Source organism: Carboxylicivirga caseinilyticus, from assembly GCF_050589785.1.
GTDB lineage: Bacteria > Bacteroidota > Bacteroidia > Bacteroidales > Marinilabiliaceae > Carboxylicivirga > Carboxylicivirga caseinilyticus.
This window is the reverse complement of the sequence record NZ_JBNGOX010000001.1, coordinates 269840-293934: the sequence shown is the minus strand read 5'-3', so window position 1 is coordinate 293934 and position 24095 is coordinate 269840. Positions and strand designations below refer to the sequence as shown.

General features: G+C 37.2%; 20 protein-coding genes. 12 read left to right on the top strand and 8 right to left on the bottom strand.

Annotated elements, in window-relative coordinates; translation table 11 throughout:
- Positions 1–134 precede the first annotated feature (134 nt).
- Positions 135–2051 carry a S9 family peptidase gene (locus tag ACRD62_RS01180; protein ID WP_430818288.1) on the top strand — a complete coding sequence of 639 codons (1917 nt, stop codon included), beginning with the start codon at positions 135–137 and terminating at the stop codon, positions 2049–2051.
- 362 nt (positions 2052–2413) lie between these two features.
- Here the strand turns inward: ACRD62_RS01180 and ACRD62_RS01175 are convergent, their stop codons facing one another.
- The 3 genes from ACRD62_RS01175 to ACRD62_RS01165 all read right to left on the bottom strand — a co-directional run bounded on the left by ACRD62_RS01175 (position 2414) and on the right by ACRD62_RS01165 (position 6712).
- A complete protein-coding gene (locus ACRD62_RS01175) occupies positions 2414–3166 on the bottom strand; it encodes a LytR/AlgR family response regulator transcription factor (protein WP_430818287.1) in 753 nt (250 codons plus the stop codon).
- Positions 3167–3174: 8 nt separating this feature from the next.
- The gene (locus tag ACRD62_RS01170; RefSeq protein WP_430818286.1) at positions 3175–6111 is read right to left on the bottom strand and encodes a sensor histidine kinase; all 2937 of its coding nucleotides are present in this window, start codon (positions 6109–6111) and stop codon (positions 3175–3177) included.
- A gap of 214 nt (positions 6112–6325) precedes the next feature.
- Positions 6326–6712 (bottom strand): endonuclease domain-containing protein, encoded by a 387-nt coding sequence (locus ACRD62_RS01165; RefSeq protein ID WP_430818285.1) that lies wholly within the window; start codon positions 6710–6712, stop codon positions 6326–6328.
- 551 nt (positions 6713–7263) lie between these two features.
- On the opposite strand from ACRD62_RS01165, the gene purH reads away from it, so the two are divergent.
- From purH to ACRD62_RS01110, 11 genes are all read left to right on the top strand, one after another.
- A complete protein-coding gene (gene purH, locus ACRD62_RS01160; RefSeq protein WP_430818284.1) occupies positions 7264–8853 on the top strand; it encodes a bifunctional phosphoribosylaminoimidazolecarboxamide formyltransferase/IMP cyclohydrolase in 1590 nt (529 codons plus the stop codon).
- A gap of 12 nt (positions 8854–8865) precedes the next feature.
- On the top strand, positions 8866–9891 hold the full coding sequence (locus ACRD62_RS01155; RefSeq protein ID WP_321406509.1) for a rod shape-determining protein: 1026 nt from the start codon (positions 8866–8868) through the stop codon (positions 9889–9891).
- A 76-nt stretch (positions 9892–9967) separates the two neighbouring features.
- Positions 9968–10798 (top strand): rod shape-determining protein MreC, encoded by an 831-nt coding sequence (gene mreC, locus ACRD62_RS01150; protein ID WP_430818283.1) that lies wholly within the window; start codon positions 9968–9970, stop codon positions 10796–10798.
- Positions 10791–11309 carry a rod shape-determining protein MreD gene (mreD, locus tag ACRD62_RS01145; protein WP_430818282.1) on the top strand — a complete coding sequence of 173 codons (519 nt, stop codon included), beginning with the start codon at positions 10791–10793 and terminating at the stop codon, positions 11307–11309. The genes mreC and mreD overlap by 8 nt, the downstream gene beginning before the upstream one ends.
- Positions 11310–11312: 3 nt before the next feature.
- Positions 11313–13142, top strand: coding sequence for a penicillin-binding protein 2 (gene mrdA, locus ACRD62_RS01140; RefSeq protein WP_430818281.1), 1830 nt, complete (start codon positions 11313–11315; stop codon positions 13140–13142).
- A complete protein-coding gene (gene rodA, locus ACRD62_RS01135; protein WP_430818280.1) occupies positions 13132–14550 on the top strand; it encodes a rod shape-determining protein RodA in 1419 nt (472 codons plus the stop codon). Before mrdA ends, rodA begins: the two co-directional genes overlap by 11 nt.
- 288 nt (positions 14551–14838) lie before the next feature.
- Positions 14839–16143, top strand: coding sequence for a KamA family radical SAM protein (locus tag ACRD62_RS01130; protein ID WP_430818279.1), 1305 nt, complete (start codon positions 14839–14841; stop codon positions 16141–16143).
- A gap of 97 nt (positions 16144–16240) precedes the next feature.
- On the top strand, positions 16241–16816 hold the full coding sequence (locus tag ACRD62_RS01125; protein WP_430818278.1) for a pentapeptide repeat-containing protein: 576 nt from the start codon (positions 16241–16243) through the stop codon (positions 16814–16816).
- Positions 16817–16884: 68 nt separating this feature from the next.
- On the top strand, positions 16885–17166 hold the full coding sequence (locus ACRD62_RS01120; protein WP_430818277.1) for an acylphosphatase: 282 nt from the start codon (positions 16885–16887) through the stop codon (positions 17164–17166).
- A 65-nt stretch (positions 17167–17231) separates the two neighbouring features.
- Positions 17232–17717 (top strand): RNA polymerase sigma factor, encoded by a 486-nt coding sequence (locus tag ACRD62_RS01115; protein WP_321406517.1) that lies wholly within the window; start codon positions 17232–17234, stop codon positions 17715–17717.
- Positions 17718–17728: 11 nt separating this feature from the next.
- On the top strand, positions 17729–18796 hold the full coding sequence (locus ACRD62_RS01110) for a hypothetical protein (RefSeq protein ID WP_430818276.1): 1068 nt from the start codon (positions 17729–17731) through the stop codon (positions 18794–18796).
- Between the two features lie 2 nt (positions 18797–18798).
- On the opposite strand, the gene ACRD62_RS01105 is transcribed toward ACRD62_RS01110, so the two are convergent.
- The 5 genes from ACRD62_RS01105 to ACRD62_RS01085 all read right to left on the bottom strand — a co-directional run bounded on the left by ACRD62_RS01105 (position 18799) and on the right by ACRD62_RS01085 (position 24031).
- Entirely contained in the window at positions 18799–19065 is a 267-nt protein-coding gene (locus ACRD62_RS01105) for a DUF4834 family protein (RefSeq protein WP_430818275.1), read from the bottom strand.
- Between the two features lie 48 nt (positions 19066–19113).
- Positions 19114–19986 carry a phosphatase PAP2 family protein gene (locus ACRD62_RS01100; RefSeq protein ID WP_430818274.1) on the bottom strand — a complete coding sequence of 291 codons (873 nt, stop codon included), beginning with the start codon at positions 19984–19986 and terminating at the stop codon, positions 19114–19116.
- 286 nt (positions 19987–20272) lie between these two features.
- Positions 20273–21877: a S41 family peptidase gene (locus ACRD62_RS01095; RefSeq protein WP_430818273.1), complete on the bottom strand. Its 1605-nt coding sequence runs from the start codon at positions 21875–21877 to the stop codon at positions 20273–20275.
- A 9-nt stretch (positions 21878–21886) separates the two neighbouring features.
- On the bottom strand, positions 21887–22336 hold the full coding sequence (locus ACRD62_RS01090; RefSeq protein WP_321406522.1) for a deoxycytidylate deaminase: 450 nt from the start codon (positions 22334–22336) through the stop codon (positions 21887–21889).
- A 99-nt stretch (positions 22337–22435) separates the two neighbouring features.
- Positions 22436–24031, bottom strand: coding sequence for a M14 family metallopeptidase (locus ACRD62_RS01085; protein ID WP_430818272.1), 1596 nt, complete (start codon positions 24029–24031; stop codon positions 22436–22438).
- Positions 24032–24095 lie beyond the last annotated feature (64 nt).

Sequence of the window (24095 nt, the reverse complement as noted above, 5' to 3'; positions counted from 1 at the left end):
TGTATCTAACTTATTCCGCTCTATCTAATTTTCAACTATTCTATTAATTATTAATTTATTAGCCACAACCTTGAAATAAATTAAAACTCTTTGTAATTTCCATAACTTCATAAAACACTTAAAACCTATTTCAAATGAAAAAACACCCCTTCTTTATTTTATCGATGATGGTTACCCTGTTAATGATTGGTTGTACCACATCACCCAAACAAGAGAACAAAGCTCCCATCATTCCATTAGAAGATTTTTTTAAAAATCCTGATCAAACAAGCTTCCAGATTTCTCCTGATGGAAAGTATTTCTCCTACAAAGCTCCTTATGAAAACCGAATGAATGTGTTCGTTCAGGAGATTGGAAAAGACAGTGCAACTCAAATAACTTTTGAAACCGACAGAGATGTAGCCGGTTATTTCTGGGCGAACGAAACACGTATTCTTTTTGTAAAAGACGATGGTGGTAACGAAAACTTTAAATTGTACGGTGTTGATTTGGATGGCACCAATGCAGTTTGCTTTACCGATTTTGAGAATGTTAGAACCGGCATCATTGATGATTTACGCGATATTCCGGATGAAGTAATCATCAGCATGAACAAACGTAATCCACAGGTTTTTGATCCGTACCGACTCAATATCGTTACCGGAGAAATGCAGATACTTTATGAAAACCCTGGTAATATTTCCGGCTGGATCACCGACCATGATGGCAAATTAAGAGCCGCTATTGCAGTAACCGACATGATTAACCAGAGTTTACTCTATCGTGACAGTGAAGAGGATGAGTTTAAAAACATATTAACGACATCTTTTAAAGAGACTCTGAATCCACTATTTTTCACCTTCGATAACAAAATGCTTTATGCATCTTCAAATGTTGGACGCGATAAAGCAGAGATTGTAATTTTTGATCCGGCCACAGCTAAAGAAACAGAAGTATTGTTCAGTCATCCAGAGGTGGATGTGGAGGGATTAAACTATTCTGAAAAAAGAAAAGTTATCACCACTGCCACTTATACTACCGACATGCAAGGCCGTCATTTCTTTGATGAGCAAACCAAAAAACTTTTTGACAGGCTTGAAAGTGAATTAAAAGGTTACGAAGTTTTTATCACCAGTTCGAATAAAGAAGAAGATAAGTTTTTGATTCGCACCTACAGCGATCGTTCGTTGGGTGCCTATTATTTCTATGACACGGCTAGTGATGATCTTAAGCACTTAACAGATGTAAGTCCATGGCTCGATGAAGACCAAATGGCTAAAATGAAACCTGTTAAATATACTTCGCGAGATGGTTTAACTATCCACGGATACCTGACTTTACCTGTTGGAGTGGAAGAGAAGAATCTGCCTGTTGTGATTAACCCTCATGGTGGACCATGGGCTCGCGATACCTGGGGCTTTAATCCCGAAATTCAGTTTCTGGCAAACAGAGGCTATGCAGTTCTTCAAATGAATTTCAGAGGATCAACAGGTTATGGCCGTGAATTCTGGGAATCATCATTCAAACAATGGGGAAAAACGATGCAGGATGATATTACTGACGGTGTTCAATGGTTGATTGATCAGGGCATTGCTGATAAAGATCGCATTGCCATTTATGGCGGTAGCTATGGTGGTTATGCAACACTGTCCGGTTTAACTTTTACACCTGATTTGTATAAATGTGGTGTTGATTATGTGGGAGTAAGTAACCTGTTTACTTTTATGAACACTATTCCTCCTTATTGGGAACCATATAAGCAAATGTTATATGAAATGGTTGGTGATCCGGTACAAGACAGTCTTTTATTGGCCGCTGCCTCACCCGTTTTCCATGCCGATAAAATAACAGCAGCTCTTTTCGTAGCTCAGGGTGCCAACGATCCACGTGTTAACAAAGATGAATCGGATCAAATGGTGGCTGCTATGAAAGAGCGCGGCATTGATGTGGAATATATGGTAAAAGATAATGAAGGTCATGGCTTCCGCAACGAAGAAAACCGCTTTGACTTTTACAATGCCATGGAAAAATTCCTGGCTAAGCATTTAAATAATGAGCCGGTAGAAGAATAATATCGGAATATTTTAAAAGGTTAGAAACGGTTCTTTATTTGCAATTTGCTTATGGAGAACCGTTCCTTTTTTAATTTCTGCATAAATTTAAAAATACCTCACTCTGGCGAGTGGGAAATATGCCATTTTAATCCCAGTCCCAAAGGAACGCCTGTAACAGCACAGTAAGTGAGTGCTCTGTAATAGATAAAGCAAAGCCCCGCAGGGGCGTCTGTATTTTAAACACAAATGCAAAGATTTTCTCAGAATTGATTCAACACCTCTCCTCTTATCCTCTCCTCAAGGAGAGGAAGACACAATGTCTAATCTATACGGACTCTTACTACTCCTTCTGGAGATAGCAAGGATAAAATGAAATAAACTTAATTATGCAGTATTACCTTCATCACTTCTTCTTTCTTCTGACGAGAAATAGGAACATTGCTATTATCCTGCATTAGAATATAACCTCCGTCAGTTTTAACGTAAGCTTTTATTTGATGGGTATTGATTAGGTGAGATTGGTGAGTGCGCAAAAAGCCATAGGTTTGAAGTATTTCATGATACTCCTTAAGTGTTTTACAAACCATGTATTCCTGCTTATTGTTGAGGAAAATTCGGGAATAATTACCATCAGCCTCAATACGAATGATCTGATTAATGATTACAAATTCAATTTTATCTAATAGTGGTAAAGCCAATCTTTTTTCTTCATCAGACCGATCTAAATTGGCAACCAACTCAGCCAATCGTTGGTTTTCCTTTTTCTGATTGATTTGTAAATGCGCTTTCTCAACTGCTCTAGATAATTCCAGGATGTCGATGGGTTTAAGAATATAATCGACTGCGCAAAACTTAACAGCTTGTATTCCATACTTGTCAAAGGCTGTTACAAAAATCACTTCGAACGATTGCTTACTTAATGACTTTAACAAATCAAATCCCGAACCTCCAGGCATTTCAATATCAAGAAACACCAATTCTGGTTGTTTCTCATTCAAGAGTTTTAAGGCTTCTCCCGCCGATGCTGCCTCACCTATTAAATCTACTTGTTGGCAATATTCTTTAAGCAAGTCGCGCAAATTATTACGACTCTTTGGTTCATCATCAACAATAATACTCTTTATCCTTTCCATACTCTTTATTAATCAATAGGAATGAAAAGGGTGGCAGTTGTACCTTTCCCTTTTTTATTGTTCTCTATTTTAAATTTGGCCTTGAAATTTTTATGACTTAAAATAGTAAGTCGTTCATTTATTAATTTCAAACCAAAACCTTTTTCGCTTAACTTATCATTTTCTATATGAACTAGGCCTGCTCCATTATCAGTTACAGAAACACAAATGCCATTTGCACAATTCTCAATTTTAATCGTAAGAACCCCATTGCTGCCTAAAGATGCTAAACCATGTACAACTGCATTTTCGGCTAATGGCTGAATAATCATGCCAGGCACTTCAATTAAATCAGCATTTATTTCTGGCGCAATTTCTATGACAAGATCAAATTCAAAACGCAATTGTTCCAACTCACAATATAGTTTTACGGCTTCCAACTCATCGGATAAACTTACCATGCCCTTTTCAGAGTTATTCAAAACGCCTCGTAACAATACTGAAAATTTAGCCAGGTAAATATTGGTTTCTTTATAATGATGTGCATTAACCAATGACTGAATGGAATTTAGTGAATTAAAAATAAAATGAGGATTCATTTGCGATCGAATGGCTTTTATCTCCAATTCTTTGATCTGCCTCTTTAAAGCTTCTTCTCTTTTTAACTTCTGAACTCTTCTACTATAAAACCATAAACCAATCATTAATGTAAAAAGGATGGAGCCTAAGCTCCACCCTCCTGTTTTATACATTGATGCCTTTTCATCTTTCGTGAATCGTTCGGCTTCAATAGCCTTTCGAATTGTTTCTTCCAAATCCTTAGAACCTACGTAATTTAAAGGATTGTCAACATTATCGTCTATTAAACGTAACCATCTATCAAGCACGAATATCTTTGAACTATTTGCAACAACCTTATCTTTAATATCATTATCTGCCAATTCAACAATTGTTAAATTGGGTAGAGAAAGAATAGCAGTATCTACTGGAATTTGATCATATTGATATCCTGAGGTTACAACAAAAACAAATTCTACTTCTGAGGATTTAAATTTGTGTAACTCATTTTTCATATGGTTTATAGATGATTTTGGTGAATCCCAAATGAATAAACAAACCGGCTTTCCCTTGTAATCAGATATTTTTATTTGGGAACTATCTTTTAAAAGAACAGATTCAATTGGAAACTTTTCACCAATCTCAAATTGTTTAGCCGCAGAATGGACCTTTATTAAAGGTTCAGTTAAAACCGGATCTGTACAATTATTAATAAAATCCTGATAATATGGCTCAATTCTTTTTACGGTTGCACAACCTTGTCGAAGTCCTTCATCCAATATTTTAGATAAAGCTTTATATAGCGGATATCCTTTTAGAGCAGAACGGGCAAAATAATATTTGTTATAAAAGTCATTATTTAAGCCACCTACCTGCATCTCCAGTCGCTCTTTTTTAAAGTCAAACGAATAATCTAGAAAAGATTGATAATCCTTACACCATTCGTATGGATGCATTACAGTCGACAGGGTATCTACATCTGCATAGAAACCCATTGGATACTCTGTATCCTGTTTGTACTTCATGTCTTTCATTGCAGTATAGAGGTCTCTTCTAATAGTAGTTTCCAGATTATCCTTAAAATACAATTTGTCTGCAGCATGAAAAAATTCCCATTTCAATCGTAAAAAGTTGATACATGATTCACTGGCTTTACCTTTATATAGACTGAAAAGCTGATTAACTGATTTTGATGTAGTTTCCTGATAATTTAAATAATCTTCTACACTTTTAGGAGCTGGCGGATATCCCAACCACTCATCCATTTCAACAGATAATTTGGCATTGTATGCAGCTTTTCCTTCAAAACGATTAGTGTTTAACAAATATCCCAGTTGAGTTGGATGATCATACAAAGTGCCATAATGAGATACTCGTTCCACTCTTTGCTCTATTTGGTTAATGACTAGTGTATCATTAGGTTCAATAAAAGCATTCATTGATTCATTGCCAACATCAAGCTTTAAATAGTAAGGTCTATCTATAAAAAGCCTGCATTCAAACGACCCATCACGTTGAGTTATAAAATGCTTCTTTTGAAAATAAATTTCATCCCTGTCTCCTTCAACTCCAATAGTTATTTCTTTATTAATCTGATCATTTAATTTTCCTTTAATAACAGTATTACCCGGTAATGGAAAAGAAGCATCTATTAAATAGCAAAAATCATTTTCATAAGTCAATCTTTCTTTAGTTAAGCAAATTATTTGACCAATTTCAATCGCTTTTTCTGCTTTAATCGTATAAATTGAAAAATCCCCCTTTTCACTATAACTAATTGTTTTTAAAGTCATTTTTTCATCACTATCTCCATAAATTAAATCCTGATGTCCTGATTTTGCAGGTTTAAAAGCCATTATTGAATTTATAAACCCAAGATATTTTATTGGGAAATTGAATGTATAACTTATTGCTATACCTCTTTTCTTTTGGGCATTTATCTTTGATAATTGAATGGTTGAATTATTAATATGAATCGTATCCAATTGAAAAATTTCACCATTAGGATTAATCCCAAGTAAAAATTGATGTTTTTGGTCTAAATCCCTTTTTTCATCAGTAAATGGTGGATAAAAGGAATCATAACCAAACCACATATCCATCTGACCAGAATACACCTTACTTCGAATCCTCTCCACTTCTACTTTAAAAAATTGATTTCCATTATCATCTTGCTTCTGTAGTTGATAGGATACATCAATTGCAAATTTGGTGTCAGCCATCAATGACAACAGACTGGTTACAGAACTTGAATCTGCAGGATTAATGTCTGCTGTTTGATCTACCCTATACTTAAACCAATCGCCTACATTAAGATTAAAACGTCCTTCGTTGTTTTGAGCAGATAGGTTACTTGAAGCCAGTAAGAATATGGCAATGGATAAAATGGTTAAGTTTAGTTTTTTCATCGTGTTCAAATTTTATGAATTAAATTATCATAAGCAAAACACGGTAAATCATTTTGTATACATTATCATCATTTAGCAGATGACAGTTCTGAGTAAATATTTGGTGAAGTTAGAAATCAATACCTCTCCTCTTTCCTCTCCTTAAGGAGAGGAAGATAAAGCATATATATCACCAACAACATCTCCTTCTTCTTTAGGAGAAAGTTGGGATGTGTTAGTATTTGGGAATCTCCTCTACAACCTCAATTATCCTCTTTAGTACCTTTGAAACATGAAATAATACTTCTTCATTTTCAAATCGAATAACTGTTATTCCGTAACGTTCTAATTCAGCAGTTCTATTGATATCATATTGTTTCTGATATTTATGAATCTCACCATCTATCTCAATTACCAATTTGTTTTCGTGACAATAGAAATCAGCAATAAAGCAATAGATTGGATGTTGTCGCCTAAATTTGAGACCTTTCAACTTTCTACTTCGTAGCTCAAACCATAAGACTTTTTCAGCAGGAGTCATTTGAGAACGTAAATCTTTAGCATATTGCCTAACAGTAGCATTTGCACCATAAAACAAGTTATCAAAATTCTCTTGAGACATAAACTTATCTTTACAGATTGAAGTTAAGAATTTGAATTACAATATTCAACACCTCTCCTCTGCCCTCTCCTTGAAGGAGAGGAAGACAATCTTTTTAACTTTCTGGTTATGGCACAAACTAAATTGACCTGTATAATTCCCTCTCCAAATTGGAGAGGGTTAGGGTGAGCTTTTTTTCGTTTTTATTCCATATCCATGGAAATGTCCCGTAGGGACACCTGTAACACCACAGTACGTAAATTCTGTGTGATCAATCAAGTCAATTCGAACCCTGCAAAGGATCGGATCTTGATTTGCAAGATGTTAAAATAAGATCCGCTCTTTTGTTGTTAATCCCTATTTACCCCTTTTCAATGCAAAAGCAATCTCTACCAGAAACCTTACCTTCAAATAATAACCCATTAATTATGGTTTCCGGAAAAATAAATATGTAAGCCGCATATTTATACGGGCAAAAATCCGTAATATTATAAGCGTTTTTAATGCCAAAAGCTCCTTTGCCATAAAGGCTTATTTTCTTACTTTTGCGCTAAAGAACTAATTGGATATAAATGAATACGTTAAAAAAGGTCAAATCGGCATTGGTATCTGTCTTTCACAAAGACGGTTTGGATGAAATTATTAAGACTTTACACGAGAAGGGAGTAACCATTTACTCTACTGGTGGAACGCAAGCTTTTATCGAAAGTTTAGATGTTCCTTGCGAAAGAGTGGAAGATCTTACAAGTTACCCATCTATTTTAGGTGGTAGAGTAAAAACATTACACCCAAAAGTATTTGGTGGAATTTTGGCTCGTCGTGATAACGAGAGTGATTTGGAGCAATTGGCTCAATACGAAATTCCTGAAATTGACCTTGTAATTGTTGATTTATATCCGTTTGAAGCTACCGTTGCTTCAGGTGCTCCGTTACAGGACATTATCGAAAAAATTGATATCGGTGGAATCTCATTAATCAGAGGTGCTGCCAAAAACTATAAGGATGTAATCATCGTTCCGTCAAAAGATCAATACGCTGATTTATTAACCATCCTGAAAGAAAAGAACGGAGAATCTACTTTGGAAGAGCGTATGCAATTTGCTGCAGCAGCTTTCGGAGTTTCTTCACATTACGATTCTGCCATCTCCAACTTCTTTAACAAAGACAAGGATGATATGGAGCGCATCAGCCTGAATAATGGTGATGTACTTCGTTATGGCGAGAATCCACATCAAAAAGCAACTGTTTATAAATTCAATAACACCAAGCAAGGTGCTGCTCTGGCTGATGCCAAAGTTTTACAGGGAAAAGCGTTGTCATACAACAACATGTTGGATGCCGATGCTGCCTGGAAATCGGCCAGCGATGCTTACCATTCGGTAACTCACCTTGAGAAAAAATCGGCAGTTTCAGTTATCAAACACTTAAACCCTTGCGGTTTAGCTGTAAGTGACGATATTATGAAGTCGTTGGAACTGGCTTGGGCCGGTGATCCAATCTCAGCTTTTGGTGGTATTATTTGTTTTACCGATACAGTTGATGCAAACATCGCCGATTGGTTTGCAAAACGATTTGTTGAAATTATCATTGCGCCTGAGTTTACCAACGAGGCATTAGAAATATTTGCTAAGAAGAAAAATCTTCGTTTGCTTGAAACTCCTATCAAGGAGGCTATCACTGGCGAAAAACTGATCCGTTCTGTGAGTGGAGGTATTTTGGTTCAGGATGAAGACGAAGGTGTTGACGAGAAATTTGAGACTGTAACCAAACGTCAGTTTGCCGATAACAAGATGAATCTGGCTAAATTCGGAATCACAGCTTGCAAACACCTTAAGAGTAATGCCATTGCTTTAGTAACCGAAAACGAAGACGGTGCATTCTGGTTAACCGGAGCCGGTATGGGGCAACCTAACCGACTTGACAGCTTGCGTCATTTGACTATTCCTCGCTTTAATCTGAAGGAAGGAATCGACATTAAAGAAGCTGTTCTGATTTCAGATGCATTCTTCCCATTCCGTGACAGTATTGAGGCTGCCAACGAATACGGTGTAAAATACATTGTTGAACCGGGAGGAAGTATTCGCGATGAAGAGGTTATCGAAGCTTGTAACGAGTTTGACATGGCCATGATTTTTACAGGAAAAAGACACTTTAAACATTAAAAAACTAATTGGATGGGACTATTTTCATTCTTGTCGCAAGAAATAGCCATTGACCTGGGAACGGCCAATACCATTATCATCAGCGGTGATAAAATTGTGGTGGACGAACCTTCGATTGTGGCATTGAATCGCAAGACAGACAAACTGGAAGCTATAGGCGAAAGAGCTCGTCAGATGCACGGTAAAACACACGATAACATTTATACGATCCGACCGCTGAGAGATGGTGTTATCGCTGACTTTAATGCTGCCGAGCAGATGATCAGGGGAATGATTAAGATGACCAATAATAAATCACGATTATTCACGCCTTCGCTGACCATGGTTGTTTGTATCCCATCCGGAAGTACCGAGGTTGAAATTCGTGCTGTTCGCGACTCATCAGAGCATGCCGGTGGACGTGAAGTTTACATGATTTATGAGCCGATGGCTGCAGCCCTTGGTATTGGTTTAGATGTTGAAGCTCCTGAAGGAAACATGGTGGTTGATATAGGTGGTGGTACTACCGAGATCGCAGTTATCTCGTTGGGTGGTATTGTAACCAACAAATCGATCCGTATTGCAGGTGATGATTTAACAGCCGATATCATGGAATATATGCGTCGTCAGCATAATATTAAGGTTGGTGAACGTACTGCAGAAGAAATCAAAATCCAGGTTGGTTCTGCCCTTCCTGAGCTGGAGAATCCACCTGAAGATTTTATTGTGCAGGGTCCTAACCAGATGACAGCTTTACCTATTGAAGTTCCTGTATCTTATCAGGAAATTTCGCACTGTCTGGAGAAATCTATTTCAAAAATCGAAACAGCTGTATTATCAGCATTGGAGCAAACACCTCCTGAGCTATACAGCGACATCGTAAAGAATGGTATTTTCCTTGCCGGTGGTGGTGCTCTTCTTCGAGGTTTAGACAAACGTTTATCGGATAAAATCAATATTCCTTTCCACATTGCCGAAGATCCGTTACATGCGGTAGCTCGTGGAACAGGTATTGCACTGAAAAACCGTCATAGGGTATTACCATACCTTATCAAATAAAATTAATTCACCTTAACTGCCTTGCTTATCAGGCAAGGCAGTTTTGTTTTATTACTGAAAACACCTACCACTTGTAATGAGAAGTATTATCCGTTTTATCATCAAGAATCATTTTACCATTCTTTTTATCCTTATAGAACTGATATCTCTTCTTTTTGTCTTCAATTATAACTCATATCAACGATCAGTCTTTCTATCATCATCCAATCATGTTACCGGTGGATTATACGAAAGCTACAGCAACAGTACCGAATACCTGATGCTGAAACAGATCAATAATGAGTTGGCACAGGAAAATGCTTATCTCCGAAGCCGCTTACCCGAATCATTTAAAGCATCACGCGACTACTTTAACTTGGTATTTGATAGTCTTAGTCAACAGGAATACATCTATCGTGCTGCCAAAGTAATTAACAACTCAACCAACAAACGACTTAACTACCTTACACTTAACAAAGGACGCAACCATGGTCTGGAAGCTGAAATGGGAGTCATCTCATCCAAGGGTGTGGTAGGCATTGTTAAAAATATTTCTGATAATTATTCCACCGTTATTTCCATTCTTAATACGCGACTGAAAATTTCAGCTAAACTGAAATCATCCGGTTATTTTGGAGCATTGGAATGGAACGGAGGCAATTATCAGTTTGCACATTTGAAAGAGATACCACGACATGCCAATGTAAATGTGGGCGATTTGGTGGTAACCAGTGGTTATTCATCCATCTTCCCCAGCGACATTTTAATTGGTCATGTGGAAGAAGTAAATCTTAATCAAGGAGAGAGTTTTTATGACATTAAAGTAAAACTTTCGGTTGATTTTAAGAACTTGTCGTACGTGGAGGTGATTGGTCACCCTTTGAAAAAAGAACAAGTAGAACTGGAACAAGAGACAGAGAATGATTAGTTATTTACCAAGATATATCTTCAATTTCTTTTTTCTAACACTGATTCAGGTGTTGGTGCTAAACAATATTCAGTTCAGCGGATTTGTTAATCCCTACCTGTATGTTCTGTTTATTATCACGCTGCCTTTTGAAATACCCGGATGGCTTCTGCTGGTTCTGGCGTTTTTATCTGGCTTTAGTATTGATATTTTTAGTAATACACTGGGGATGCATGCTTCCGCAACTGTATTTATGGCTTTTTTCCGACCAACAATTCTCCGAGCCTTTGCTCCACGTGATGATTATCAGCCCGGTACCATCCCAACCATGGCATTTTACGGTGCTGCATGGTTCTTGCGCTACGCATTAATACTGGTACTTCTTCATCATGTTTTCCTGTTTTTTATCGAAGTATTTTCCATCACTCACTTCTTTTCCACACTATGGAGAATACTGGCAAGCACCACCTTTACCATGCTATTAATCTTTCTTACGCAGCTATTTGGCCGCGGTAAAACAAGAGGGAGGTAAGTTGTGGGAGGAATCAATAATCGAACAATCGTAGTAGCATCCATCATGCTTGCCATTGGCTTGCTTTATATCGGTAAATTATTTGTACTGCAGGTATACGATCCCTCATATAAATTTTCAGCCGAAAGTAATACCCGTAGAAAGGTTACCCAGTATCCTTCCAGGGGGTTAATTTATGATCGTAACGGTAAATTACTGGTATCTAATCAGGCTGTGTACGATGTGATGGTTGTTCCACGGGAGTTGGCAGCCTTCGACTCAATCGATTTCTGTGAATCGCTGGATATCACAATAGAAGATCTGCGGGAGATGTTTGTGGAGATGAGATCAAATATGCGCACCAGAAAGATTTCAAGTTATAAACCATCTGTTTTTTACAAACAGCTCTCAGCAGAGAAATTCGGTCGCTTTCAGGAGAAATTATACAAATTCAAAGGATTCTTTGTTCAGGGCCGTTCGGTTCGAAAGTACGAATATCCTTTAGCAGCCCATGTATTGGGATACCTGGGTGAAGTAAACCAGAATCAACTGGATCAGGATACCTACTACGAAAAAGGTGACTATGTTGGAATTAGCGGAATTGAATTAACCTACGAAAAAGAATTAAGAGGAACCAAAGGTGTAAACTATGTAATGGTGGATGTTCACGGACGTTCAAAAGGCTCTTTCAGAGAAGGCCGATATGATACTGCTGCCATTGCAGGCCAAAACCTCACTTTATCACTGGATATTGAATTACAGGAATATGCTGAAAAATTAATGCAAAATAAAATTGGCAGTATTGTTGCCATTGAGCCTTCTTCCGGTGAAATATTAACTTTTGTTTCGGCTCCTGGTTACGATCCTTCTCTATTGGTTGGCCGTAGTCGTGGTGAGGGTTTTACCAAACTGGCATCTGACTCTCTGAAGCCTTTAAATAACCGTGCTTTGCAGGGTACCTACTCGCCAGGATCATCCTTTAAACTGGTAAATGCAGCCATCGCTTTTCAGGAAGGAGCTATTAACGATTATACCCGATTTGAATGTGCCGGACCGTCGGCAACACCTATCCGCTGTACTCACCATCACCGTTCTCCTATCGAAACGGTTGGAGCTATTGAAACATCGTGTAACCCATTTTTCTATCAGGCTTTTAAGCAAACACTTGAACGGCCGGGTGTTAAAACACACGATGGTTATGTTGCCTGGTATAATCATGTTCGCAGTTTTGGCTTTGGCGAAAAACTGGGCATTGATCTTCCTTATGAAATAACCGGAAGTGTTCCATCTGCTGATTTCTACGATAAATTATACAATGGCAGATGGATTGCGCTTACTGTTCGTTCATTAGGTATCGGACAAGGTGAACTCTTGGTTACTCCTTTGCAAATGGCAAACGAGGCAGCAGTATTCGCCAACAGGGGGTATTATTATAGCCCCCACGTTGTAAAAGCAATCGAAAACCAGTCATTGGCTCAAAATTATACCGATCGTATTAACACCACAATAGAATCTCAAAATCTCACCTCAGTTATTGAAGGAATGTCGAGAGTTTTTAGTGGTGAGATTGGAACAGCCCGGTATTATTATAATGATACCATACCGATGTGTGGAAAAACCGGAACTGTTCAAAATCCTTTTGGTGAAGACCACTCCGTATTTATAGCATTTGCTCCAAAGGATAATCCAAAGATAGCTATCAGTGTAATTGTTGAAAATGCGGGATTTGGAAGTACCTGGGCTGCACCCATGGCAACTTTGCTAATGGAGAAGTATATTGCAGGAGAAATTCCTTTGCGTCATAAGTTTTACGAGAAAAAAATGTTGGAAGGAGATTTTATACATGCCAAATAGTCAAACTAAGAAAATAGATTGGGTAGTAGTGTTACTTTATGCGCTATTGGTGGGTTTTGGATGGCTAAATATTTATGCCGCCAATTTTAACCCTGAGAATCCTGTATTTTTCGATACTAAGTTTGAGTATTTTAAACAATTAATGTGGATTGGATTTTCACTGTTTTTTATTGGAGTTATCTTAATAACTGACAGTAAGTTTTATGTTGAATTCTCCTACATTTTTTATGGTATCACCATTTTTTTACTCATCCTGGTATTATTATTAGGTAAGGAAGTCAACGGAGCTAAATCGTGGTTTGAAATAGGCCCTGTTCGTTTTCAACCGGTTGAATTATGTAAGCTATCCACTACTCTGGCTGTTTCCAGGGCAATTAGTCGCTATGGGTTTTCTTTCGATAAAGTAAGTGATCTATTAAAGGTTGCAGGCATCATATTGCTACCAATGCTCATTATTATCTTACAAAATGATACCGGTTCAGCCCTTGTATTTGCGGTCTTCATCCTTGTTTTTTACCGCGAAGGACTCTCTCCTTACTTTCTTGTTTTTGGACTGATAGCAGCAATAGTTACAACACTAACTTTAATGGTACCCAATTCAACTATAATTGGATTAATTGCCTTTGGAGTATTTGCTGTACTATATTTGAAAGGCTTGCGTAACGAACTTATAAAACCGGCTTTAATTATACTTATTGCATTTGGTCTGGGTTATTTATTAAGACGAGTTCTTGAAAAAGACTGGCAGACCGAATTAATTCTCCTACCTGGATTATTAGGTGCATCTATCTTTTTATTGGCTACCTCATTTGTAAAAAGACGACTGAAAAAACTGCCTGTTTACATCCTTATTTTATGGAGTGCAATTATATTAACCTTATCAGCCGATTATTTCTTTGAATCGGTACTTTCAGAATATCAGCGAACCCGTATTAATGTAGTTCTTGGTTTGGAATCAGATCCTTTGGGTGCTGGATGGAATTTAACCCAGTCGAAGATTGCAATTGGTTCTGGTGGTTTTATGGGCAAAGGGTTTTTAGAGGGTACACAAACCAAATTTGACTTTGTACCTGAACAATCTACTGACTTCATCTTCTGTACAGTTGGTGAGGAATGGGGATTCGTTGGATCTATATCTGTGGTTATATTGTTTTTGGCTTTGTTCCTCCGCCTTATTTATCTTGCCGAACAACAACATTCAACATTTAGCCGGGTATATGGCTATGGTGTTGCGGCCATCTTTTTCTTTCATTTTGCCATAAACATGGGCATGACTATAGGGTTAGCTCCCGTTATTGGTATTCCTTTGCCATTTTTTAGCTATGGAGGGTCTTCATTATGGGGTTTTACATTGCTTCTGTTTGTATTTTTGAAGCTTGATACCAATCGTAACGAATTGATACGTTAATCTTTGTTAATCGTAAGCATTGCCTGTTAAAACACCTTGATTACCTTGACTATTCATTTGTTTTTCAGTAACTTATATTAACTAATAGTTTTAGACTAATTGACTTTGAAATAACTTTTATTTGAACTACTTTTGCAGCACTCTTTTTTGTTGCAAATAAGAGTCTCATCATTGGGCTAAACACATGTTTTTTCGATTGTTATAATCATTTACGATCAAGCCCGATTATTATAAACCGATGAATATTTCGAGCTTTTTGCCGAATCATCATAAAAAGTAGTTAGGCCTATGAGGTATCAAATTTATGCGCTGCATAATTATCGACAAATTCCACAGATTGATAAACTTTCTGAAGAGGATAAGTTTAACATTGAAGTAGTTGGATCTGTTCTTCCTTTCAAAACAAACAATTATGTTGTTGACGAATTGATAGATTGGGATAACTATAAGGAAGACCCAATATTCATTTTGAACTTTCCTCAAAAAAACATGTTGGATGAAGCAGATTTCAACCACATGGCAAAACTTATTAAAAGCAATGCCGATAAAGCAACCATAAAGGAAGAAGCAAATATTATAAGAGAAAAACTAAATCCACACCCTGCAGGACAGCTCGAATATAATGTTCCTGAGCTTAATGGTGTAAAACTAACCGGCGTTCAGCACAAATACAACGAGACCATGCTGTTTTTCCCTGCTCAAGGGCAGACCTGTCATGCTTATTGTACCTTCTGTTTTCGTTGGCCTCAATTTACCAACATGGACGAAATGAAGTTTGCCATGAAGGAAATTGAATCTGTAATAGCCTATTTAAAGGAACATACTGAGATAACCGATGTTTTGATTACCGGCGGAGATCCAATGGTGATGAAAGGTAAGATCATCGATCATTACCTGACTTCCCTTATCGAAGCCAATATACCTCATTTACGAAATATTCGCATTGGATCTAAAACTCTTGGTTTCTGGCCATATCGTTATCTTACCGATGAAGATGCTGAAGTAGTATTAAATGCATTCAAAAAAGTTACTGACGCAGGTCTCTCACTTGCATTTATGGCTCATTTCAATCACTACCGCGAGTTGGAAACAGAAACAGTTCAGAACGCAATTAAAAAAATCAGGGCTACAGGAGCGCAAATCAGAACTCAATCGCCATTGTTGAATAACATCAACGCAAAACCTGAGATTTGGTCTAAAATGTGGCAAAAACAGGTTCAGCTTGGATTAATTCCATATTACATGTTTATTGCACGTGATACAGGCGCACAAAAATATTTTGGTGTTACTCTTGCTGACGCCTGGGAGATTTTCCAGAAGGCTTATACCAGAGTTAGCGGCATATGTCGCACAGTAAGGGGACCAAGCATGTCTTGTACTCCCGGTAAAGTTCGAATTATTGGTATAACCGAGGTAAAAGGCGAAAAAAGCTTTGTTCTGGAGTTTATTCAAGGCAGAAACAGCAACTGGGTAGCTCGTCCGTTTTTTGCTAAATACAGCGCCAAGGCTCTTTGGATGGATGATCTTAAGCCAGCCTTTAACCAGGAAGAATTCTTTTTTGAAGAAGAACTTTCTGATATGTTCTTAGGATAAACAATTATCATCTCTAAATACACGGGCGGTAGCAGATAAAACGGTTACCGCCTTTATTTTTTATATCTTCACCATCCATTTTTTTACAGATAAGACAATGATTAGAGCGTATTTTGAAGAAGAAGAATTTTCTGGAACTGAATTTACCAATGAAACTTTCACAAAAGGTGAATATGAAAATTGCGAATTCATTAATTGTCGTCTTTCATCACTCGATCTGTCTGATTTTACATTTGTAGATTGTCAGTTTCAAAATTGTGATCTGAGTACATCAAAACTGAATAATACAGCCTTTAGTAATGTTCGGTTCAAAAACTGCAAATTACTGGGCTTACAATTCGATCAATGTCATTCATACATGTTTTCTGTTCAATTCGAGAATTGTCAACTCAACCTTGCGTCTTTCTATCAACGAAAAATGAAAAAAACAGTCTTCAGAAAGTGCCATCTTTTAGAAGTTGATTTTTCAGAAACAGACATTTCAAATTCTATCTTCCAGGAATGTAATTTAGAAGGTGCAATATTTGACCATACAAACCTTGAAAAAACCGATCTTTCATCTTCATATGGGTTCATCATAGATCCGGATAACAACAAGCTTAAAAAGGCTCGTTTTTCGGTCAGAGGGTTACCCGGTTTACTTGGTAAATACGATTTAAAAATTGAAGATTAAAGCTAATCATTAAAAATTTTATCTGATAACTCTTTCCTTCTAAATAAGGGTTTTATAAATTTACACTTATGGAGGACGGAAATATGAAACGCGTTAAAGTGATTGTTGGTGGAAGGGTTCAGGGAGTAGGTTTCAGATATTATGTAGCTAATGGTGCAAAGCAGCACAGTATTAGAGGCTATGTACAAAATCTGTCGGATGGCAGAGTTGAAATAGATGCGGAAGGAGAAAGTGAAAATCTTCACCTTTTTCTGAATGAATGCAAGAAAGGACCTAACTTTTCAAGGGTCGACACTTTTCTTATCAGTAACATTCCGTTTTATGGCTTTGATCGGTTTAAAATAAAATAATTTCATGGGGCTGTAACATTTCGTAAAACGGGTGCGTCACACCACTGTCTTTTGATGACAAAAGTATGAATGTTAAAGAATTTAATCAGGCTGTAGATCTATACTCCGACGGAGTCTATCGCTTTGTTCTCAAGAATATAAAAGATGAGGACAAAGCAAAAGACATTGTGCAGGATACCTACGAGAAGTTATGGAAAAAACACTCCGAGGTAAATTATGAAAAAGTTAAAAGTTATCTTTTCTCAACAGCCTATCATACATTAATTGACCTTACCCGACGAGAAAAAAAACAAGCCCGATGGGAAGAAGTAGACGACAACAGACACTCTTTTTCCGACGGCTACAGTGATTTAAACGAAGTACTGCATCAGGCAGTTGATCGTTTACCTGATATACAAAAGATGGTTGTGATGCTCCGCGATTACGAAGGATACTCTTACAAAGAAATAGGAGATTTAACCAAGCTAACGGAATCGCAGGTGAAAGTGTATATCTTCAGAGCGCGTAAGTTTCTGAAAGATTATATTGGAAAAATGGAAGTTGTGGTTTAAAAGGAGGGATTATGAAAATTGATATCAACAATTACGAAGCATATATACTTGATTATCTCGAGGGAACAATCAGCCCTGAGGATAAATCTCTATTGCTTTCTTTCCTGGATAGTAACCCAGAGCTGAAAGAAGATCTTGACGTTAGCATGGATCTTGTTTTACCTAATGCCATGCCTGTTAACAAATTTGATAAGTCCTCTTTAAAGAAACATGTTGCTGACGAATATGAATTAGCACCTATTGATTACTTATACATAAAAGAACAGGAAGAAGGATTAACCAACATTGAAAAAGAGGAACAGATTCTATTAGAGCCCGATGAATCAAATCGAGAAGCAGAGCGCAAATTGTTTGCTGTCAGTTTCCTTAAACCAGATTTTTTAATCCATTATAGCTCAAAGTCAAAAATTAAACGATTTGTTTTTATCAATCAGTTTAGTCAACTTAGGATACAGCAGGTTGCTGCCGTAATAGCTGTTTTATTAATTGCCTCGGCCATCTGGTTTACTCCTAAACAATTCACCAAAGATGCAACAACAGTTATTGCTGATGGAGATAAGTTAACGGAAACAGAAAACACAGATAATACTTTATTAGCCAAGACAGATCCTACCATTGGAAATAAGACTGTAATTATAAAAAGTCCTCCTTCGAAGGATAGTGTGATGCAAATTGCAAAAGATCCGATGGGAGTAAATAACCAAGAAAGTAAAAAACAGGGCTCAATTCAAAAAGAGAGAATAGAAACACCTAAGGCAAAGAAATTAATTGCTCTGCAAGAGATACATGTCGGAGATGTTGAACCTGTTAATGGCTACGAACTCGCACTCAATGTGATGATGCCACAATATATGTCAAACAATATACTTAGTCGGGAATTGGCTGATATATACCAGGTAATTGAAAAAGATGATGCCATACCGGCTAAAAACCTGGCTTTAGTTGAGAGCGGTGTTAAAGTTCTGAACTTCTTTTCTAAGGATGCAGTAAGTCTGGATAAATATTACAATGAAGACGGGAAACTGATTGGATATAATTTACAAGGGAATAACCTGTCAGTTAAACGGAACGCTCAATAATATTATTTTACATCTTCAAAATCTACATATTCACCTTGATTATCTTCAATATGTGAATCTGTCTTGGAGTTTGTGTTTTTCTGAATAGTAACAGTACCTTCTTTTCTTTTTGCTTCCTGACGGAAATTATTGGCAGCATTATCCTGCTGTTTCTGCATTCGTTCAAAACCTTTTTTCAGAAAAAAAGGCATAACCAACTGTCCAATAAACTTGAATAAATAATAGAAAACTACAATATAGAAAATGGTTCTAATAAGGCCTACAATCATAATAGAGTGTTTTAACAAATATAGGCCTTTTAAACATCAATTACCATGCTAAAACTGAACCAGCATGGCTACAGCTGCTCCTTTGTCAGTTATTGCAGGAAATGCTGTCACATTGTGTTTCTTTTTCGATTGTCTCCTGTCGTATTGCCAGTAAACCAAATTTGTAAATGCAATTCCCATGGCCGCTCCTACGGTAACATCGTTAAACCAGTGACGTTGATTTAACATTCGCATAGTGCCTACTGTTGCTGCCATAGTATAACCTGCAATACTGTAAAAAGGACTGATATGGCCATATTCGCGGTGCAGAAAGGTTGCTGCAACAAAAGCCTGACTTGTATGTCCTGAAGGAAATGAAGCTTCACCCTTACCATCAGGCCGAACATTGTTGGTAGTTTCTTTTAATACCCTTACCACGGCAGCAGTTAAAAGCTCAGATTTGATCAGAAGTTTTGTACTGGTCCATGTATCATGTTTCCCTCTCAAACCGAATGATTGTAATCCGTAGGCCATTGCTATTGGCCCCCATTGCAAATAATCATCAACTGACGAGTGAAAACCAGCAAATTCTTCTTGTATATTATTATTAATGGTGTGCTTGCCAATGCCTGAATATGTATTTTCGGCACTTCCCGAATACAATCCAACGCTTAACAACAAAGCTGGAGCAATCAAAGACTTTCTGATTTGATTTGATGTTGTAAACTGGTATGCTTTGGGCATTTGATAATCCCAATCAAATTGAGGTTCTATTTTTATATGATCATCCAATCTTAGCTCCAAATGAGTATCAAGATTTGGCTTTAAAAATACAGTGTCTCCACTGAGTGATCTTAACTTAAAAGGTTTATTATCCATTTGTCCAACGATTGTTTGTCCCCACAAAGCAATCATTGCAATTACCCAAAATGCAATTCTCATTCTCTAGTTTTGTTGTGTAGCCCCCTGAAAAGCAACTACTGGTCCCACTCAATTGTCTTAAAATTTCTCAATCCCCCAACTAAGACAATGTTTTTAACTGCTACAAAATAAATAATGTTACACTATCTACAAATTATCCCAAAATTAATTTTTCAACAACCACTTGTTCAAAAGGTTATGAAAATAAAAAAATTAACCTTTCAGACAGATATAGTTTACAACGATATCATAAAATAAAAAACCCTGTCTTCAGAGAAAACAGGGTCCACAGAGAACAATAGTTCTTCTATAAGTTTCTCGCTTCTTCCAGTGCTTTAATAAACACCTCATCTACTTCGTGAATAATTGGGTAGAAGCCTTCATTATCAATAATATTTCGGGCAATATAAGCTTTAATCTCCTGCTTAATCAAAACTTTTGAGATCTCGAACTGCTCTTTATTGAACTTAACGCCTTTATCTTTTGCATAGGCAAGAAAATCAGCCATCATACCATTGCTTTCCAGCTTTTTGCTTATTGCAGCAGCCGTTCTTAATTGTTCCAATTCCTGACGGTGATTATCAGAATACTGTAAAGCATATCTATAAATAATTCCGTTCGAACGCAAGCTGACAAAGTAGTCGGTTATAACAGTTGTATCACGAGGAACAAACACATCAGGCATAATACCACCACCGCCGTATACGGTACGTCCTGTTTTGGTCTTAAAGGCTAAGGATTCGTCGAATTCGATACTGTCTTTATTAAATAATTCGCCATGCTGCAGTCTATTATAAAAATCATGATAATAATCCTCTATACCATTATCATACGGTTTTTGAATACAACGTCCACTTGGTGTATAATAACGTGCAACGGTCAAACGAAGAGCTGAGCCATCGGGCAATGGTATTTGCTGCTGTACCAATCCTTTACCAAATGAACGGCGACCTACTACCAGGCCTCGGTCATTATCCTGAATTGCACCTGCGAAAATCTCACTTGCCGAAGCAGAAAATTCATCAATTAATACAATCACTTTGGTATCCTGACAAGATCCGGCACCATTCGCATAAACATCCTGACGAGGCTGTGATTTACCCTCAGTATAAACGATCAGTTCCTTGGAGGCTAAAAACTCGTTACACATCTGAATGGCAATATCAAGCAAACCACCTGAATTTCCGCGCATGTCAACAATTATCTTTTCACACTTATTTGCCTTCAACTTAGCCAAAGCGGTTAAAAATTCCTGATATGTTGTTTGTGCAAAACGATCCACTTTAATATATCCAATATTATCCTCAACCATATAACTCACATCCACACTATACATCGGAATGCTTCCACGAGTAATGGTATAAGGTATTATTTCTGCACTTGGACGACGAACCACCCCAACTTTCACCTGGGTTCCCATCTCACCCCGGAGACGTTTCATTACTTCATTGCTGTCGATATTTTTGCCTGCAATAATTGAATCATCAACCATTACAATGCGATCACCTGGTAACAGACCCACTTTCTCAGAGGGACCGCCTGAAATAACACTAATTACCAATACCGTATCATCCTGCATACTAAACTGCACACCAATACCTCCAAAATTCCCCTGCAACTCTTCATTAACTTTGAGTAAATCTTTAGCAGGAATATAAACAGTATGCGGGTCCAGTTCCTTTAAGATTTCAGGTATAATTGATTCTTCAATGGCTTCGCGATCAACCGTATCTACATATTCATTCACAATATGATCCATCAACGCATCTAATTTGCTGGTTTGAGGATATATCATCAATGGATTTCCTTTACCTGACGGTGCAGGCATAAAATTTCTGCCAATGAAAATGCCCAGTACTACTAACAGGGCAAAAATTACCGGCATCAATATCTGATTACGTGTATTCTTCATCCTAAACTTTTATATTATTTCTTGTTCAATATGAACTATTTCTATTTCAGCCCGCTCCAGTAATTTAATACCGTCATCCTTGTGATATTTTTCGGTAAAAACCACTCTTTTGATTCCTGCCTGAATAATTAGTTTGGCACACTCGATGCAAGGAGATGCTGTAACATATAAAGTAGCACCATCAGAACTATTGTTAGATCGGGCCACTTTTGTTATTGCATTTGCCTCGGCATGAAGCACATAAGGCTTAGTTATATTATTACAGTCTTCACATTCGTTTTCAAAACCAGATGGTGTTCCGTTATAACCATCGCTTATTATCATCTTATTTTTAACGATAAGTGCACCCACCTGCCGACGATTACAGTATGAATTCTGTGACCAGATTCGGGCCATCGCCAGATATCGCTGATCAAGCAGAAATTGTTTACTGTCTTTTTGCTCTAATGGTGTTTCCATAAGGATTATTGTTGAACACAAATGTAACAAAATAAGCCACTATACCTTTTTGAAGCGCTTATTTATCAAACAAAATTAAAAGATGGAAGTTCGAATCACTTATTGAACAACTCTGTAAACAGGATAAGGATAATAATTACTTCCCCACTGTGGTACGATATATCGATCGAAAAAATTCCACTTCAGCAAACCATCATCTGATTGAGCTTCCAACAGGTACGATATCACATTTGCCAACGGTTGATCCATCGGAATCATGAGAGATCCTTTTGAAAAAGTCTTGTTTAGTGTTACCCATTTTCCTTCAATCTCATTTGGATAATGTCCCTGGTTGAGTCTTTTAGCCGGACTAATATTCGAAAACTGAAATTCTTCCACTTGTATATCTTTATCCTCAGTAATCAATTCATACTTAATTCCATGAACATCCAAAACATCTGTAACTTCTTTTATTGGATTATTCAGAACATATGCTTTTGGGTATGCTATAGTTGACTCTGCAAAATAATCAGCAATATACGGCGCACTGACTGTTATTTTGCGATCTGTTTTTTTGTATTGCTTCCAGCCGTTTTCGGTATGCGAATATTCTGATTCAAATGCCAGAATAGTTACCGGGTCAGGCGTTGGCTGACCTTTAAAAGTCAAGGCAAAAGAATCGCGAACTTCTTCCTGATGAGCACGGGCAATGGTTCTTTCATCAGCTTCATTCAACATTTTTTTAATGTCTTTCTTATTCTCGATAGCATAATCCAGAATGGACCACAATAAATTGTAACATCCCAGTACTCTCGATTTATAATCGGCATAAACATAGTTCTCATTCAATATTGCCAGTCGGTTACGAATACCAATGTAATTCGTAAGGTATCGGCCTTCGGATGCATACATAATCCATCCTTTTTGTGGTTCCAGGCGATCAACAAACTCTCCGTAGAAGCAGTTCAATGTATTATAATGATTCCCGAGGCGCTCATGTACAACAGGCATCATTTTATCGCGCATATAGTTAATTAATTGTCTGTCTCCATTGGGATTCATCATCCAAGTAAAAGTAATGGGTTCTTCATGATAAGATCCATTGGTAGTATGGCAATCAACTGTTATGGATGGATCCCATTTATTTAAGATCTTTCCAATCACACCTCTTATCTCGGGAGATTCCAGCTTCAATGCATCACGGTTTAAATCCAGATTCTGACCATTGTAACGGATACCAACCACTTTAGGACCATTTTGATGAGTCCTGTTTTGATCGCTTCGCTTTTCATTTCCGTCGGCATTAAGATTAGGAACGATTAAAATGATGGCATCTTTCAAATATTTTTTATTTGTTTTTTTAAGGATATCGCGAGCCAACATCAGACTTGCCTCTTTCCCTTCTACTTCGCCGGCATGAATATTAGCCTGAATATAAACAACTATCCTATCATCCTTTTTTAAATCTTCCACCGAGGAAATCATAGGATTAGCGATAACCAGCATAGGCACCTCTAAACCTTCAGTAGTATTGGCAATATTTTCAATACGTATATATTCCGATTGATCATCGAGCCATTGTACCATTTCCATCACTTCATTATAATCTGAAGTTTTCAAATAATCTGAAGCTTCTGCAACGGTAAGCTTATCCTGACATAAGAGATTAGAAACTGTAGTTACAGCAAAAATTAAGAGTAAGACACGTAGAATCATGGTTTAATAATTTTTTAGATGTCGCAAATATAGTCAACTTAACACATTGATGAAACGAACAGTA

What these genes read in the sequence shown, in the direction of transcription:
- ACRD62_RS01180 (WP_430818288.1), top strand. Translation starts at nt 135, where the DNA reads ATGAAAAAACACCCCTTCTTTATTTTATCGATGATGGTTACCCTGTTA.
- ACRD62_RS01175 (WP_430818287.1), bottom strand. Translation starts at nt 3,166, where the DNA reads ATGGAAAGGATAAAGAGTATTATTGTTGATGATGAACCAAAGAGTCGT.
- ACRD62_RS01170 (WP_430818286.1), bottom strand. Translation starts at nt 6,111, where the DNA reads ATGAAAAAACTAAACTTAACCATTTTATCCATTGCCATATTCTTACTG.
- ACRD62_RS01165 (WP_430818285.1), bottom strand. Translation starts at nt 6,712, where the DNA reads ATGTCTCAAGAGAATTTTGATAACTTGTTTTATGGTGCAAATGCTACT.
- purH (WP_430818284.1), top strand. Translation starts at nt 7,264, where the DNA reads ATGAATACGTTAAAAAAGGTCAAATCGGCATTGGTATCTGTCTTTCAC.
- ACRD62_RS01155 (WP_321406509.1), top strand. Translation starts at nt 8,866, where the DNA reads ATGGGACTATTTTCATTCTTGTCGCAAGAAATAGCCATTGACCTGGGA.
- mreC (WP_430818283.1), top strand. Translation starts at nt 9,968, where the DNA reads ATGAGAAGTATTATCCGTTTTATCATCAAGAATCATTTTACCATTCTT.
- mreD (WP_430818282.1), top strand. Translation starts at nt 10,791, where the DNA reads ATGATTAGTTATTTACCAAGATATATCTTCAATTTCTTTTTTCTAACA.
- rodA (WP_430818280.1), top strand. Translation starts at nt 13,132, where the DNA reads ATGCCAAATAGTCAAACTAAGAAAATAGATTGGGTAGTAGTGTTACTT.
- ACRD62_RS01130 (WP_430818279.1), top strand. Translation starts at nt 14,839, where the DNA reads ATGAGGTATCAAATTTATGCGCTGCATAATTATCGACAAATTCCACAG.
- ACRD62_RS01125 (WP_430818278.1), top strand. Translation starts at nt 16,241, where the DNA reads ATGATTAGAGCGTATTTTGAAGAAGAAGAATTTTCTGGAACTGAATTT.
- ACRD62_RS01120 (WP_430818277.1), top strand. Translation starts at nt 16,885, where the DNA reads ATGGAGGACGGAAATATGAAACGCGTTAAAGTGATTGTTGGTGGAAGG.
- ACRD62_RS01115 (WP_321406517.1), top strand. Translation starts at nt 17,232, where the DNA reads ATGAATGTTAAAGAATTTAATCAGGCTGTAGATCTATACTCCGACGGA.
- ACRD62_RS01110 (WP_430818276.1), top strand. Translation starts at nt 17,729, where the DNA reads ATGAAAATTGATATCAACAATTACGAAGCATATATACTTGATTATCTC.
- ACRD62_RS01105 (WP_430818275.1), bottom strand. Translation starts at nt 19,065, where the DNA reads ATGATTGTAGGCCTTATTAGAACCATTTTCTATATTGTAGTTTTCTAT.
- ACRD62_RS01100 (WP_430818274.1), bottom strand. Translation starts at nt 19,986, where the DNA reads ATGAGAATTGCATTTTGGGTAATTGCAATGATTGCTTTGTGGGGACAA.
- ACRD62_RS01095 (WP_430818273.1), bottom strand. Translation starts at nt 21,877, where the DNA reads ATGAAGAATACACGTAATCAGATATTGATGCCGGTAATTTTTGCCCTG.
- ACRD62_RS01090 (WP_321406522.1), bottom strand. Translation starts at nt 22,336, where the DNA reads ATGGAAACACCATTAGAGCAAAAAGACAGTAAACAATTTCTGCTTGAT.
- ACRD62_RS01085 (WP_430818272.1), bottom strand. Translation starts at nt 24,031, where the DNA reads ATGATTCTACGTGTCTTACTCTTAATTTTTGCTGTAACTACAGTTTCT.